The organism is Pseudomonas sp. TE21435, from assembly GCF_056279265.1.
This window is the reverse complement of record NZ_JBWBQZ010000001.1, coordinates 1,759,775-1,775,516: the sequence shown is the minus strand read 5'-3', so window position 1 is coordinate 1,775,516 and position 15,742 is coordinate 1,759,775. Positions and strand designations below refer to the sequence as shown.

Here is a 15,742-nt window from a genome sequence, read left to right as displayed (position 1 = left end):
ATGGACAAGAGCACAGCAGAACGTATCGCCAAGCGCTTTGTCGGCCTTGCCCTGGAGCAGCGTCGGCAGATCCTCGACAAGATGCGCGAGACCGGGCAGAGCTTTCGCTTGCTGCCCATCGCCGTGACCCGTCACGACAGCCCGCGCATCCCGCTGTCCTATGCCCAGCAGCGCATGCTGTTCCTCTGGCAGCTGGAGCCGCACAGCAGCTTCTACAACGTGCCGATGGCAGTGCGCCTGAGCGGTTCACTGAACCAGCAGGCTCTGGCCCAGGCTCTGGACGCGCTAGTGCAGCGTCATGAGAGCCTGCGCACGCGGTTCGTCTCCGAGCAGGGCGAGTTCCACCAGCAGGTCCTCGAACAACCGGGCGTTGGCCTGGAGGTGCGCGAGGTGCAGGCCGGGCCGGGCGAGGATATCGAGCAGTGCCTGCGTACTGCGGTGCGTGAGGCACTGGATGAACCCTTCGACCTGCTCGAAGGCCCGTTGCTGCGGGTCCGGCTGTTGCGCCTGGCACCGACCGAGCACGTGCTGACGGTGTGCATGCACCATATCGTCTCCGACGGCTGGTCGGGCGAGCTGATGGTGCGGGAGTTCGTGCACCTGTACGAAGCGCTGTCGCAAGGGCGTGACGCCAATCTGCCGCCCCTGGAGGTGCAATACGCCGACTACGCGATCTGGCAACGCGCGTGGCTTGAGGCCGGCGAGGGCGAGCGGCAGTTGCAGTACTGGAAGCAGCAGCTGGGCGATGAACACCCGGTGCTGGACCTGCCGCTGGACCACGAGCGCCCGGCGCACCCCAGCTACCGTGGCGCGACCCTGCGCAGCGATGTGCCGGCGGCGTTGTCGGCCAAGCTCAAAGCCCAGGCGCGCAGCCAGGGCCATACCGTGTTCATGCTGACCCTCGCGGCCTTGGCCGTGACCCTGTCGCGCTACAGTGGCCAGGCCGACATCCGCATCGGCGCGCCCAACGCCGGGCGCAACCGCAAGGAAGTCGAAGGCCTGATCGGCTTCTTCATCAACACCCAGGTGCTGCGGGTGCAGGTGGACGAGCGCCAGAGCGGCGCGGCGCTGCTGGAGCAGGTGAAACAGGTGGTCAGTGGCGCACAGTCGCACCAGGAACTGCCGTTCGAACACCTGGTCGACGCCCTGGCGCCGGAGCGCAACCTGGGCCACAACCCGCTGTTCCAGGTGAAGATCAACCAGAACATGGCCGATACCGAGGCCGGCGCCCAGGCCCGGCAGACGCTGGGTGAGCTGAGTGTCAGCGGTTATTCGGTCGAGGGCAGCGATGCGCGCTTCGACCTGGCCTACGACTTCACCGAGACCCCCGACGGCCTGCAAGGCTACTTCACCTACAGCACCGACCTGTTCGAAGCCGCGACCATCGAGCGCATGGCCGCTTCGTTCCAGGCCGTGTTGCGTACGCTTGTCGAGCACCACGACGCGGTGTTGCTCGATCACCCGGACGCCCAGGCTGAGCAGGTTGAAACCGCTGCCCAAGGCTGGCCGCAGCAGGATTTTCTCGCCCTGTGGCGTCAGGGCCTGCAAGCCGGGGCCGGGCAGCCGGCATTGCGCGCGGGGGATCGTACGGTCACCTATGCCGAGCTGGAGCAGCAGGCCAACCGTTTCGCCCATTACCTCAAGGCACAGGGTATCGCCCCGGGCATGACCGTGGCGCTGTGCCAGGAGCGCTCCATCGAGTGGGTGACCAGCCTGCTGGCGGTGCTCAAGCTGGGCGCGGTGTACCTGCCCCTGGACAGCCGCCAGCCGGCCGAGCGCCTGCAGCAGTTGCTGCAGGCCAGCGCCGCGCGGCTTTTGGTGCATGCCCAGGGCGACGTCCAGGCGGCGGGGCTGGGCGTGTGCCGCGCCGTGGCCTATGACGCTTTACTGTATGGCGACTGCGACGACCAGCCACCGGCGGTGCGTATCTTGCCGCAGCAGGCGGCCTATATCATCTACACCTCGGGTTCCACCGGGCAACCCAAGGGCGTGGTGGTCAGCCACGGGGCGCTGGCCAACTATCTGCAGGGCGTGTTGCAACGCCTGGACGTGCAGCCCGGTGCCAGCCTGGCGATGGTATCCACCGTGGCCGCCGACCTTGGCCACACCGTGCTGTTCGGCGCGCTGGCCTCGGGCCGGCTACTGCACCTGCTGGGCCACGACCAGGGCTTCGACCCCGATGCCTTCGCCAGCTACATGGCCGAGCACCGCGTCGATGTGCTGAAGATCGTGCCCAGCCACCTGCAAGGCCTGTTGCAGGCCGCGCAGCCGGAGCGGGTGTTGCCCGAGCAATTGCTGATCCTCGGTGGCGAGGCCAGTTCCTGGGCCTTGATCGAGCAGATCCGCCGCCTGAAGCCCGGCTGCCGGATCATCAACCACTACGGCCCGACCGAGACCACCGTGGGCATCCTTACCCACGAAGTCGGCGCGCGCCTGCCTGGCTGGCGCAGCGTGCCGGTGGGCCGGCCGCTGGACAACGGCCAGGCGCGGGTGCTGGACGCCTACCTCAATCCGCTGCCCGAGCGCGTGGCCGGCGAGCTGTACCTGGGCGGCCAGGGCCTGGCCCAGGGTTATGTCGGCCAGCCGGGCCTGACCGCCGAGCGCTTTGTCCCCGATCCGTTCGGTAACAACGGCCAGCGGCTGTACCGTGCCGGTGACCGCGTGCGCCTGGACCAGGGCGTGCTGGAATACCTGGGCCGTGGCGACGACCAGGTGAAGATCCGCGGTTACCGGGTCGAGCCGGGCGAGGTCGGCCAGGTGCTGCAAGGCCTGCCCGGCGTGGCCGAAGCCGTGGTGCTGGCGCTGCCGCTGGACAGCGACCCCACGCGCCTGCAACTGGTGGCCTGGGCCGTGCCGTCGGCGGGTGTCGAGCTGCAGGCCGAGGCCCTGCGCCAGGCCCTGCTGGCGCGCCTGCCGGAGTACCTGGTGCCGGCGCAGGTGCTGCTGCTCGAGCGCCTGCCGCTGACCGCCAACGGCAAGCTGGACAAGCGTGCCCTGCCCAGACCGGGGGGGGTGGCCAAGCAGCGCTTTGTCGCGCCGGTGGGGGAAATCGAAGAGAAACTCGCCGCGATCTGGTGCGAGGTGCTCAAGCGTGAGCAAGTGGGCAGCACCGACAACTTCTTCGAACTGGGTGGCGACTCGATCCTCAGCCTGCAGATCATTGCCCGCGCCAAGCGCCAGGGCATCAAGCTCAGCCCCAAGCAGCTGTTCGAGAAACAGACCATCGGCCAACTGGCGGCGGTGGCCAAGCTGATCGAGAAGAAGCCAGCGGCCGAGGTGGTCGAGCAGGTCAGCGGCAGCCTGCCGTTGCTGCCGATCCAGGCGCGGTTCTTCGACAGCGCGATTCCCCAGCGCCACCACTGGAACCAGGCGGTGCTGCTGACCCCGCGCCAGCCGTTGACGGTGGCCTTGCTGCAACCTGCGCTCAAGCTGCTGCTGGAACAGCACGACGCCCTGCGCCTGCGTTTCAGCGAGGACGAGGGCCAGTGGCAAGGGCAGTTCGCGCCGCTCGATATGCAGGAACTCCTGTGGGTACATCAGCTGGACGATGCCGCACGCCTGCCGGAGCTGGCCGATGAGGCCCAGCGCAGCCTGGACCTGAAGAATGGCCCGCTGCTGCGCGTGGTACTGATTGACCTGCCCGAGGGGCAACAGCGCCTGCTGCTGGTGATCCACCATCTGGTGGTCGATGGCGTGTCCTGGCGTGTTCTGCTCGAAGACCTGCAGCTGGCCTGCCAGGCACTGCTGGCCGGCAAGGCGCCGGTGCTGCCGGCCAAGAGCAGCTCGCTCAAGGCCTGGGCCGAGCATCTGCGCGCGCATGCCCGCAGCCCCGCGCTGGTGGCCGAGCTGGCCTACTGGCAGGCGCAGTTGCAGGGTGTCAGCGACGTCCTGCCTGGGGCGAACCCGCAGGGTGGCCAGCAGCGCAAGCATGAAATCTCGGTGCGCACCCACCTGAACGCCGAACTGACCCGGCAACTGCTGCAGGAGGCGCCGGCCGCCTACCGCACTCAGGTCAATGATCTGCTACTGACGGCGCTGGCGCGGGTCATCCGCCGCTGGACCGGCGAGGCGCACGCGCTGATCCGCCTGGAAGGCCATGGCCGCGAAGACCTGTTCGATGACCTCGACATCACCCGTACGGTCGGCTGGTTCAGCAGCCTGTACCCGTTGAAGCTGACCCCCGCCGATGACCTGGGCGCGTCGCTCATGGCGGTCAAGGAGCAACTGCGCGCCGTGCCGGCCAAGGGCATTGGCTACGGTGTACTGCGTTACCTGGGTGACGCGCAGGCCCGCGAAACCCTCGGCGCCCTGGCCCAGGGCAGCATCGTGTTCAACTACCTGGGGCAGTTCGACGGCAGCTTCGACAGCGAGCAAGGTTTGTTCACCCCGGCGCCGGAAGGCGCGGGGCAGGGGCAAAGCCCGGAGGCGCCGCTGGGCAGCCTGCTCAGCATCGATGGCCAGGTCTACGCCGGCGAGCTGGCGCTGGACTGGAGCTTCAGCAGCGCCGTGTTCGAACGTGCGCAGATCCAGCGCCTGGCCGACGAGTACGCCGAGGAGCTGCGCCTGTTGATCGCCCACTGCACCAGCCCGGGCGTGGCGGGTGTGACGCCTTCGGACTTCCCGCTGGCCAGCCTCGACCAGCGCCAGCTGGCGGCGCTGCCGGTGGCGGCGGGCAACATCGAAGACATCTACCCGCTGTCGCCGATGCAGCAGGGCATGCTGTTCCACAGCCTGTACCAGCAGGAGGCGGGCAACTACATCAACCAGACTCGCGTCGAAGTGCAGGGTCTGGACGTACCGCGCTTCATCGCGGCCTTGCAGGCTACCGTGGACAACCACGAAGTGCTGCGCAGCAGTTTCTTCAGTGGCTACGACCAGTCCTTGCAAGTGGTGCAGCGCCAGGTGCGGCTGCCGCTGGTCGAGCTCGACTGGCGTGACCAGGCCGATCTGCCGAGGGCGTTGCAGGAATGGGCCAAGGCCGACCTGCGTGCCGGTTTCGACCTGGCCAGCGGTCCGCTGCTGCGCCTGGCGGTGATCCGCAGCGCCGAACAGCAGTACCAGCTGGTGCTGACCAACCACCATATCCTGCTCGATGGCTGGAGCAGCTCGCGCCTGTTCGGTGAGGTGCTGCAGCGTTACGCCGGTTTCACCCCGGCAGGCAAGAACAGCCGTTACCGCGACTATATCCAGTGGCTGCAACGCCAGGACCAGGCCGCCAGCGAGCGCTTCTGGCGCGAGCGCACGGCGGAACTGGACGAGCCCACGCGGCTGGCCCAGGCCTTCAGGTCCGAAGCCCAGGGCCACGGGCAGGCCGAGCATCAGATCAGCCTGGATGCACAGCGTACCCAGCGCCTGGGCGAGTTTGCCCGGGACCAGCGGATCACCCTCAACACCCTGGTCCAGGCCGCGTGGTTGTTGCTGTTGCAGCGCTACACCGGGCAGGCCTGCGTGACCTTCGGCGCCACCGTCGCCGGCCGCCCGGCCGAACTGCCGGGCGTCGAGGAGCAGTTGGGGCTGTTCATCAACACCTTGCCGGTGGTCGCCAGCCCGCGCCCGGAGCAGACCGTGGGCGACTGGGTACAGCACGTGCAAGGGTTGAACCTGGCCCTGCGCGAGCACGAGCACACGCCGCTCTACGAGATCCAGCGCTGGGCCGGCTGGAGCGGCGAGGCGCTGTTCGACAATATCCTGGTGTTCGAGAACTACCCGGTGTCGGAGGCGCTGCAGCAAGGCGCTCCCCAGGGATTGGTGTTCGGCGAGGTAGCCAGCCAGGAGCAGACCAACTATCCGCTGACGCTGGTGGCTCAGGTGGGCGAAAAACTGTCGGCCAGCTTCAAGTTCGACCGCGCCAGCTACGCCGAATCGGCTGTCGGGCAGATTGCGGTACACTTCGTCGAATTGTTAGAAGGGTTGGCGGACTCGTCGCAACGGGCTTTGGGTGAGCTGGTGCTGAGCACAGCGCCGCTACAAGTGATCGACAGCTATCCGAGCTCGGCCTGCGCCCATGCGTTGATTGAGCAGCAGGCGGTGCGTACGCCTGAAGCGATCGCCGTGACCTTCGCTGGGCAGACGCTGAGCTACGACCAGCTCAACCGCCGCGCCAACCGCCTGGCGCACAAGCTGCGCGCGCAGGGCGTGGGGCCGGATGTGCTGGTGGGCATCGCGGTGGAGCGCGGTTTCGAGATGATCGTCGGCCTGCTGGCGATCCTCAAGGCCGGTGGCGCCTATGTGCCGCTGGACCCGGAATACCCGCAGGACCGCCTGAGCTACATGATGGAAGACAGCGGCATTCAGTTGCTGCTGACTCAAGGCCATTTGCTGGCCGGCCTGCCGGTGCCGGCGCACGTACGCAGCCTGTCTCTCGAAGATGATCTGGCTGGCTACAGCGACGAAAACCCCGAGCACCTGACCCAGCCGGACAACCTGGCCTATGTGATCTACACCTCGGGCTCGACCGGCAAACCGAAAGGCACGCTGCTGCCGCACCACAACCTGCTGCGCCTGTTCAAGGCCACCGATGCCTGGTTTGGTTTCGGTGCACAGGATGTGTGGACGCTGTTCCACTCGTACGCCTTCGACTTCTCGGTGTGGGAGATCTTCGGTGCGTTGCTGCACGGCGGTCGCCTGGTGATCGTGCCGCGTGAAGTGACCCGTTCGCCGGAGGACTTCCACCAGTTGCTGGTGGAGCAGGGCGTGACGGTGCTGAACCAGACCCCATCGGCGTTCAAGCCGCTGATGCGCGTGGCTTGCGACAGCACTACCGACCTTTCGCTGCGCTACGTGATTTTCGGCGGCGAAGCCCTGGATGTGGCTGCACTGCAACCGTGGTTCGAGCGTTTCGGCGAGGGTTGCGACAACCTGATCAACATGTACGGCATCACCGAGACCACGGTGCACGTGACCTACCGGCCGATCCGCTTCGCCGACACGCAACAGGCGGGCAGCCCGATCGGTGCGGCAATTCCGGACCTGTCGATGTACGTGCTGGACGCCGATTTCAACCCGGTGGCCAAGGGCTGCACCGGCGAGCTGCATGTCGGCCACGCCGGCCTGGCGCGCGGTTACCACAACCGCGCCTCGCTGACCGCCGAACGTTTCGTGCCGGACCCGTTCTCCAGTGAAGGCGGGCGCCTGTACCGCACCGGCGACCTGGCGCGTTACCGCGAACAGGGCATGATCGAGTACGTGGGCCGGATCGACCATCAGGTGAAGATCCGTGGCTTCCGTATCGAGCTGGGCGAGATCGAAGCACGCCTGCAAGAACATGCAGCAGTGCGGGAAGTGCTGGTGCTGGATATCGACGGGGCAGGGGGCAAGCAACTGGCCGCCTACCTGATCGCCCAGGATGCGAATGCAGACCAGGCAACCCTGCGCGACATGCTGAAACAGCACCTGAAAGCCAACCTGCCGGACTACATGGTGCCGACGCACTTCCTGGTCTTGGATCAGTGGCCGCTGACCGCCAACGGCAAGCTGGACCGCAAGGCCCTGCCCAAGCCGGATGCCAGCCAGCTGCAACAGGGCTACGTGGCCCCACGCACGGCGCTGGAGCAGCAACTGGCGGCGATCTGGGCCGAGGTGCTCAAGGTCGAGCAAGTCGGCCTGCACGACAACTTCTTCGAGCTCGGCGGCCACTCGTTGCTGGTGATCACCCTGGTGAACAAGGTGCGCGAAGCCTTCGCCATCAACATCAGCCTGCATGAGTTCATGCTGATGGCCAGCTTCGAGGAACTGGCCAACTTCATCGGTGGCGGCAAGGATCGCCTGAAATCGCCGGTGATCAACCTCAACGGCTGCCAGCGCCAGCGCCCGGCGCTGTTCTGCCTGCCGCCAGGTGGCGGCGGTGCCTACGCCTACTACCCGCTGGCCAGCCGCCTGGCCGATGAGCGCCCGGTGTATGGCCTGGTCAACCGCTGCTATGCGGAGCCGGGCTGGGTGGACGAATCCTGGGCGGCGATGGTCGGCTATTACGTCGAGCAGATCCGCCGTACCCAGGCCAGCGGCCCGTACCATCTGCTGGGTTGGTCCATGGGTGGCGCGCTGGCGCTGGAGGTGGCTCACGCCCTGGAGCAGGCCGGCCAGCAGGTCGGTTTCGTCGGCCTGGTCGACACCCTGCTGCCGCAGGAGGTATCCGGTCTCGACGCCGAGCCCGTCGAAGTGGTGCAGGTGGCGCGGGCGGACGAGAGCCTGCTGCGTGGCTTGCTGGCCTTTGCGCCGGGCGTCGGCGAGGCGCGGATCGCTGGCTTCATCGAGGAGGCCGAGCGTCTGCCGGCCGAGGTCGACAGGACCGAGTGGGTCATCGAGCAGGTGGCCGCCGCGGGGAATGTCAGCGCCGAACGCCTGCGCAGCATCCACGAGGATGTGCACTTGCAGCGGGAGATCGTCGATGGTTTCGCCGTGCTCGACCGCAACGCCGAACTGAGCCAGGCATTCCGCCTGCGCCCGCTGGCGGTCCAGGTGGACTGCTGGTGGGCGAGTGAAAGCCGCAGCGCCGAGCGGATACGCCTGGGCGAGGCGGGGCTGCTGGCCCAGGCTTCGGTCAATGGCCTGGCCAGTTCGACGGTGATCGCCGATGGGCATGAGGGTGTGATCAACGCCGTCGCGTTCACCGACGGGCTGTTGCAGCGGCTTGCCGACAAGGCGTAAGGGTTACTGTTGCGGCGTGGAGTTATTGACCAGGTGCTAGCCGCGAGCCTTGCAGCGCCTGACAGATCGAGCGCCGCCCGCGCGGCGCATCGCTGGCAAGCCAGCTCCCACATCTGTTTCGGGCCAATCAATCCTTTGAGTTCATCGCTGTCCGCCCTGGTGCCTGCCTTGAGACAGGTGGGGCGCCAGCAGTGCGCGCACTGAAACCGCGTCGAACCAACAAGGCGTAAAGCCGCGGCGGTGCAGGCATAACTGGCCCGAAATAAATGTGGGAGCCGGCTTGCCGGCGATGCGCCGCGCGGGCGGCGCTCGATCTGTCAGGCGCTGCAACGCTTGCGGTGGACACCTGCTCGCCCTGATGCGGTCAACAACCCTCGCGCCCAAAGACCCTGCCCCTTGATGTTCGCAAGTAACCAAACCCGGCAACCGTTTCAAGGCGCATTCATATGCGGATACACTCGCCGACTCACTATCACAAGGATGTGCCTGATGCCCGAACCTTCCAACCTGTTGGCCTTTGCCCTGATCAGCCTGGGCATGGTGCTGACCCCCGGCCCCAACATGATCTACCTGATCTCCCGCTCCATCTGCCAGGGGCGTGGCGCCGGCCTGGTCTCGCTGGCCGGGGTGGCCATGGGCTTTGTCTTCTACATGCTCTGCGCAGCGCTCGGGATCACCGCGCTGGTCATGGCCGTGCCGTTCGCCTACGACGCCCTGCGCATCGGCGGTGCGCTGTACCTGCTGTACCTGGCCTGGCAGGCGCTGCGCCCGAGCGGGCGCTCGCCGTTCCAGGTGCGCGAGCTGCCAGCGGACAGCCCCAGGCGGCTGTTCATGATGGGCTTTGTGACCAACCTGCTGAACCCCAAGATCGCGGTCATGTACCTGTCGCTGATGCCGCAGTTCATCGAGCCGGGCCATGGCAGCGTGTTGCTGCAGTCGCTGGTACTGGGCGGCACACAGATCGCCATCAGCGTCACGGTCAACGCGCTGATCGCGGTCATGGCGGGGTCGATCGCCGTGTTCCTGGCCGGTCGGCCGGTGTGGCAGCAGGTGCAGCGCTGGCTGATGGGCACGGTGCTGGCCGCCCTGGCCGTGCGCATGCTGGCCGAAGGGCGCCGTTGATCACGTCCGGCGATCCGATGGAACGTTTTGCCAACGGGCGGTTTCCTACCCTCATAGGAAAGATAACGTGCCCGGGACTACCGAGACATGAAAGCTCGCCAGGAGAGCAAGAAGGCCAACCTGCAACCATTGCCGGCATTCATGGGCGGCGGTGGCGAGGTCAGCTGCCTGTTGCAGGCGATGGACTGGCGGCACTCGCCGCTGGGTGCGCCGGACCAATGGTCGCCGGCATTGCAGGCGATGGTGGCCATGCTCCTGCCTGCCCAGGCGCAGATCGTGTTGTTCTGGGGCCCGCTATACATCGCGCTGTACAACGATGCGTATTGGCCGACCATCGGTGACAAGCATCCCGGCGCGCTGGGGCAACCCGCCAAGGCGCACTGGAGTGAGCTCTGGGACGACCTCGAGCCTTTGCTGCGCGGGGTGCGTGAAACCGGCGTGACATTCTCTGCCAGGGATCGGCCGTTCTACATTGTGCGCCACGGGCCGGGCGAAACGGCGTACTTCGATGTCTCCTATTCCGCGGTGCGTGAAGTTGACGGTTCCGTGGGGGGCGTGCTGTGCATCGTCACCGAAACCTCGGAGCGGGTGCATTTCCAGCAGCGCCAGGCATTTCTCCAGGAACTGCGCCAGGCCTTGCCCGGCCTGGGCCAGGCCGAGCGCATCGAAGCCCACGCGGTGCGCCGCCTGGCCAAGGAATTGGGCGCGGCACGGGTCTGCTTTGGTGAAGACTTGGGCGATGGGCGCCGTTATCGGGTCGCCCAGGAGTGCGCCGCGCAGGTGCCGCCGATCACCGGCCTCAACCAGTACGCGGCCTTGGACCCGGCACTGCGCGAGGCGCTGCTCGCCGGCCAGGTGGTGCAGCGTAACTATGCGGCGAACAACATGGCGCCAGCGGGCTTCAAGGGTCTGTGCGCCACGCTGCATGCCCCGGTGCTGCGTGCCGAGCGCCTGGAGGCGATGCTCGCGGTGCATTTCCACACGCCCCATGCATGGACCACCAGCGAATGCCTGCTGGTCGAAGAGGCCGCCGGCCAAGTGTGGGCGGCGATCACCCATGCCCGTTCCGAGCGCGCCTTGCATGTGCTCAATGAAAACCTCGAGGAGCGGGTGGCGAACATGATGACCCATCGCGAAGCCTCGTTGGTGCAGCTGCACGAGGCACGCAAGATGGAAATGATCGGCCAGCTGACCGGTGGCATCGCCCATGACCTCAACAATATGCTCACGCCGATCATTGCTTCCCTGGAATTGCTGCGCCGCCACCCCCAGCCGGAACGGGCCGAACGCCTGATCGACGGCGGCCTGCAGGCGGCGGAGCGGGCGCGCAACCTGGTCGGGCGCCTGCTCAGCTTCGCCCGGCGCCAGACTCTCAAGCCGGTTACGGTGTCACTGGCAGTGCTGGTGGAGGACATGCACGAACTGATGGCGCGCTCCTTGGGGCCGACCATCGCGCTGCAGGTCAATATCGACAAGGCTTTGCCAGGGGTTCTGGTGGACCCGCACCAGTTGGAGCTGGCCCTGCTGAACCTGGTGGTCAATGCCCGTGACGCAATGAGCGAAGGCGGCCAGCTGACCATCCGCGCTGGCGCCGAGGAAGCCGGCATGCCCAGGCCGCCTGGGTTGCAGGGCGGGCAGCAGCTATGGCTGCAGGTCAGCGACACTGGTTGTGGCATGAGTGAAGAGGTATTGGCGCATTGCGTCGAGCCATTCTACTCGACCAAAGGGGTGGGCCGGGGCACTGGCCTGGGCCTGCCGATGGTGCAGGGGCTGGCATTGCAGTCCGGTGGTGGCTTCGGTATTCATTCCCGGCCGGGCCAGGGGACCGAGGCGACCTTGTGGCTGCCGGCCAGTGAGAGCAGCGTGGCGGCGCGCATGACCGAGCCTGTCGAGGCGGTCCGGGCGCAACGGCCGACCCGGGTGTTGCTGGTGGATGACGAACCCCTGGTGCGCCAGGCAACGCTGATGCAGCTACAGGCGCTGGGGTATGAAGTAACGGAGGCTAGCGGGCCTGTCCAGGCCCTGGTGCTGCTGGAAAAGGGCCTGGTGCCCGACGTGTTGCTGACCGACCATGTGATGGCCGAGATGACCGGCGTGCGCTTCGCCCAGCAGGTGCGCGAGCAACTGACCCAGCTGCCGGTGCTGATCATCACCGGCTACACCAACCTCACACCGCGTGAACTGCATGGGTTCGGCGTGTTGCGCAAGCCGTTCCGCCAGGATGAGCTGGGGCGCAGCCTGACACGCTTGCTGGCGGCGCGGGGGTGATTCGACTGGGCAGGGCGTTTTGCCAATCGCCTGCCCAACGCGCCGCTCACTGCCTTCCCAGCACGTCCCCCAGCATCCGGCACACCTGCTCGGCCGAATAGGGCTTGGCCAGGAAGGCGAAGCCCTGGTGGCCACCTTCGGCAATCGCCTCGCTGTAGCCGGAGGTCAGGATCACCGGCAGATGGGGTTGGCTGCGCCGCAGCTCCCTGGCCAGGGCCAGGCCGCCCATGCCAGGCATCACCACGTCGGAAAACACCGCGTCGAATCCGCCTTGTGTCGAAGCGATCTGCTTCAGCGCATCCTCTGCCGAGATCGCCCAACTGATTCGGTAGCCATGATCGCGCAGGATCTGCGCGGTAAAACTGCCGACATCGGGGTTGTCCTCGACCACCAGGATATGTCGGCGCTCGCCATTGGGCGCCAGCGTCGGCAAAGCGGTGCTGACTTCGGCATCGGCCTGGGCCACCTGGGGCAGGTACAGGGTGAAGGTGGTGCCCAGGCCTTCGCGGCTGCTGACCTGGACATCGCCCCCCGACTGTTTGACGAAGCCGAACACCTGCGACAAGCCGAGCCCGGTGCCCTGGCCGGCGGCCTTCGTGGTGAAGAACGGGTCGAAGATGCGCTCCAGCAGGTGCGGGGCAATGCCCACGCCGCTGTCGACCACCGAGATGGCAGCGAATGGCCCGGCCTGGGGGGCCTGGCCACGCAGCGCCGGCAGCTGCTGGTTGGCTTCCAGGCGCAGGCGCAAGGTGCCCACGCCGGCCATGGCGTCGCGGCCGTTGATCATCAGGTTGATCACCGCGGTTTCCAGTTGGCCGAGGTCTGCGTGCACGTGGCAGGGCGTGTCGGGCAGTTCCAGGCTCACCTGGATGCGCGCGCCGGTGGCGGTATCGAGCATTTCGGCCATCGCCTCGAGCCTGGGGCCGGCGTCGAATACCTGTGGGCTGAGCGCCTGGCGGCGGGCGAAGGCGAGCAGTTGCCCGGTCAGCTTGGCGCCGCGGTCGACGGTGTCGGACACGGTCTTGAGATAGCGGCTGCGCCGGTTCTCGTCGAGGTCCGGGCGCTGCAGGAAGTGGATGGAGGAGCGGATGATGGTCAGCAGGTTGTTGAAGTCATGGGCCACGCCCCCCGTGAGCTGGCCGATGGCCTCGAGCTTCTGGGTCTGGCGCAGGACAGCCTCGGTATGCAGCAACTGGCTGGTGCGCTCTTCCACGCGTTGTTCGAGGGTGGTATTGAGGGCCTCCAGGGCGGTCAGTGCCTCGCGCACCTCGGCGTTGGCCTGGACCCGCTGGATATGCGCCCAGCAGCGTTCGGTCACTTCGCCGATCAAGGTCTGTTCGTAATCGGTCCAGGCCCTGGGCTGCTTGTCGTGGATGGCCATCAGCGCGGTCAGGCGGCCCTCCTTGATCAACGGCATGCAGATGGTCGCGGTGATGCCGATGGCCTGGAAGGTCGCCGACTCGGGTGCCGGCAACTGGCTGAGATTGTCATCGATCACCAGCGCCAGGCCTGCGCGCAGGCGGCTGACGGCCAGCGCGCCGAAGTCGGCCAGGCGGTACTGGCCGATCAGCCGTGGCGAGCCCGGTGCGACCCAGTCGCCACAAATGGTGAAGCCGTCCTCGTCGGGCGCCATCACCGCATAGGCGCAGCTGGACAACTGCAGGTGCTCGCCAAGCAGGCGAGTGGTGGTGGCCATGATCCGTTCCGGATCGGTGGCATTGGCGGCAGCCCGGCCGAGGCTGTCGAGGAAGTTCAGACGGCGGTTGGCGACCACGCTCGCGGTGGTTTCGGTGACCGTGTCGAGCATGCCCACTACCTTGCCGTCGTTGTCGCGCACCGGGCTGTAACAGAAGGTGAAATAGGCGCGCTCCGGGCTGCCATGGCGCTCGATCGTCAGCGGGAAGTCCTCGATGTACACCGCCTCGCCGGCGAGCGCGCGCTGGGCCAGGTGACGAATATTGCTCCAGGCTTCCTGCCAGACATCGCTGAAGGGCCGGCCCAGGGCGGTCGGCTTGCCGCCCAGGATCTCGCTGAAGGCGTCGTTGTGCAGGGTGATCAACGCATCGCCCCAGAGCACGGCCTGGGGAAAGCGCGAGGCCAGGCACAGGGCGACGCTGGTCTTGAGTACGTCGGGCCAGCTATCCAGCGGGCCGAGGGGCGTGGATGCCCAGTCGTGGTTGCGGATGCGCGCGGCCATCAGCCCGCCGCCGTCTAGCCATTTCGCCATGAACGTTGCTGGTCCTTTTGCGTGAGACCATCAGGGTGCACCGAGACGCGACGCTTGGCGAGGAATTTGTGTGCGCCATCGTCAGCGGATGAAGTGCACCTTGCCGGTATCGTCGTTGCCCATGTAGATGCCGTACACGCCGGCCTGGCGCTCGAGGATGTAGCGCTCGAGGATCTGCCGGATCGCCGGGTAGTAGATTTCGTCCCAGGGGATCTGGTCCGGTTCGAAGAAACGATAGTCCAGGGTCTCGGGCCCGTATTCGCCGGTTTCCTCGGTGACCACGGCGCGGAAGATGATGTACACCTCGCTGATCCGCGGCACGCTGAAGATCGAGTAGGGCGAGACGATGTCGGCGCGCACGCCGCTCTCTTCCCATACCTCGCGCAGCGCCGCCTGTTCGGTGGTCTCGCCAGCTTCCATGAACCCGGCCGGCAGGGTCCAGGTGCCGGGGCGCGGCGGGATGGCGCGCTGGCACAGCAGGTACTTGCCGTCGCGCTCGATGATGCAGCCGGCGATGATCTTCGGGTTGATGTAGTGGATGTAGCCGCAACCGGCGCAGTGAAGACGTTCGTGGGTGTCGCCGTTGGGGACGCCCCGGGCCAGTTCCGTGGTGCAGTGCGGGCAGTAGCGCGGGGCGGTGGGCATGGTCAGCGGCCTATGCGAGGGTCCTTGAGGGGCAGGGGGGCGACGATATCGCGGACCTTGGCGTTGTCGTCCTGCTTCTGGCGCAGGTAGTCGAGGGCGACCTTGGCAGCGGCGCGTACATGGTCGACCGAGGCCTGGTGGGCGGCCTGGGGATCGCCGCCCTTGATCGCATCGACGATCTTTTCCATCTCGAGGTTGCTGGCGCCCCGGCGGTTTTCCTGGGACACCGAGGTGGCGCGCAGGTAGCTGATGCGCGCCTGCAGCTGGCGCAGCTGCTGGGCGGCGACCTGGTTGCCCGAGCCTTCGAGCAGCACGTCGTAGAAGCCTTGCACCGAGTCGAGCACCTGTTGCAGCTCACCGTCCTCCAGGGCCTCGCGGTTGACCTCAAGGGCGCGCTCCAGGGCACGGATGTCCTTGGCCTTGGCGTTGAGGGTAAACAGTTGCACGATAAGGCCTTCGAGCACGCAGCGCAGCTCATAGATGTCGCGGGCGTCCTCCAGTGTGATGATGGCCACCCGTGGCCCCTTGGCGTCGGCGAACTCCACCAGGCCTTCGGACTCCAGGTGACGCAGGGCCTCGCGCACCGAGGTGCGGCTGACGCCAAGGCGCTCGCAAAGGTCGCGTTCGACCAGGCGGTCGCCCGGCAGCAGGTGGAAGTTCATGATCGCGCCGCGCAGTTTGTCGAGCACGATTTCACGCAGGGTGACGGGGTTGCGGTTGACCTTGAAGCTGTCGTCGAGGGGCTGGCGTTTCATCAGGGGCGCTCTTAATGCGGCTGTTGCGCCAACATCGCGGAATGCCTCGAACCCGGGCATTCCTTGCGGTGGTTCACAC

The 15,742-nt window shown here is 66.8% G+C and carries 6 protein-coding genes; 3 read left to right on the top strand and 3 right to left on the bottom strand.

The features are described from left to right. From ACZ9C1_RS07970 to ACZ9C1_RS07960, 3 genes are all read left to right on the top strand, one after another. On the top strand, positions 1-8,646 hold the full coding sequence (locus ACZ9C1_RS07970; protein WP_476253845.1) for an amino acid adenylation domain-containing protein: 8,646 nt from the start codon (positions 1-3) through the stop codon (positions 8,644-8,646). A 489-nt stretch (positions 8,647-9,135) separates the two neighbouring features. After that, positions 9,136-9,768, top strand: a complete 633-nt coding sequence (locus ACZ9C1_RS07965) for a LysE family translocator (protein ID WP_476253844.1) — start codon at positions 9,136-9,138, stop codon at positions 9,766-9,768. A gap of 87 nt (positions 9,769-9,855) precedes the next feature. Continuing rightward, on the top strand, positions 9,856-12,036 hold the full coding sequence (locus tag ACZ9C1_RS07960; RefSeq protein WP_457378900.1) for an ATP-binding protein: 2,181 nt from the start codon (positions 9,856-9,858) through the stop codon (positions 12,034-12,036). 46 nt (positions 12,037-12,082) lie between these two features. Here ACZ9C1_RS07960 and ACZ9C1_RS07955 read toward each other — a convergent pair whose 3' ends face one another. From ACZ9C1_RS07955 to ACZ9C1_RS07945, 3 genes are all read right to left on the bottom strand, one after another. Continuing rightward, a complete protein-coding gene (locus ACZ9C1_RS07955; RefSeq protein ID WP_457378901.1) occupies positions 12,083-14,263 on the bottom strand; it encodes an ATP-binding protein in 2,181 nt (726 codons plus the stop codon). Positions 14,264-14,344: 81 nt separating this feature from the next. Beyond that, a complete protein-coding gene (locus tag ACZ9C1_RS07950; protein WP_198754273.1) occupies positions 14,345-14,908 on the bottom strand; it encodes an NUDIX hydrolase in 564 nt (187 codons plus the stop codon). A gap of 2 nt (positions 14,909-14,910) precedes the next feature. Continuing rightward, positions 14,911-15,663: a GntR family transcriptional regulator gene (locus tag ACZ9C1_RS07945; RefSeq protein ID WP_139671419.1), complete on the bottom strand. Its 753-nt coding sequence runs from the start codon at positions 15,661-15,663 to the stop codon at positions 14,911-14,913. Between the last annotated feature and the right edge of the window lie 79 nt (positions 15,664-15,742).

What these genes read in the sequence shown, in the direction of transcription:
- ACZ9C1_RS07970 (WP_476253845.1), top strand. Translation starts at nt 1, where the DNA reads ATGGACAAGAGCACAGCAGAACGTATCGCCAAGCGCTTTGTCGGCCTT.
- ACZ9C1_RS07965 (WP_476253844.1), top strand. Translation starts at nt 9,136, where the DNA reads ATGCCCGAACCTTCCAACCTGTTGGCCTTTGCCCTGATCAGCCTGGGC.
- ACZ9C1_RS07960 (WP_457378900.1), top strand. Translation starts at nt 9,856, where the DNA reads ATGAAAGCTCGCCAGGAGAGCAAGAAGGCCAACCTGCAACCATTGCCG.
- ACZ9C1_RS07955 (WP_457378901.1), bottom strand. Translation starts at nt 14,263, where the DNA reads ATGGCGAAATGGCTAGACGGCGGCGGGCTGATGGCCGCGCGCATCCGC.
- ACZ9C1_RS07950 (WP_198754273.1), bottom strand. Translation starts at nt 14,908, where the DNA reads ATGCCCACCGCCCCGCGCTACTGCCCGCACTGCACCACGGAACTGGCC.
- ACZ9C1_RS07945 (WP_139671419.1), bottom strand. Translation starts at nt 15,663, where the DNA reads ATGAAACGCCAGCCCCTCGACGACAGCTTCAAGGTCAACCGCAACCCC.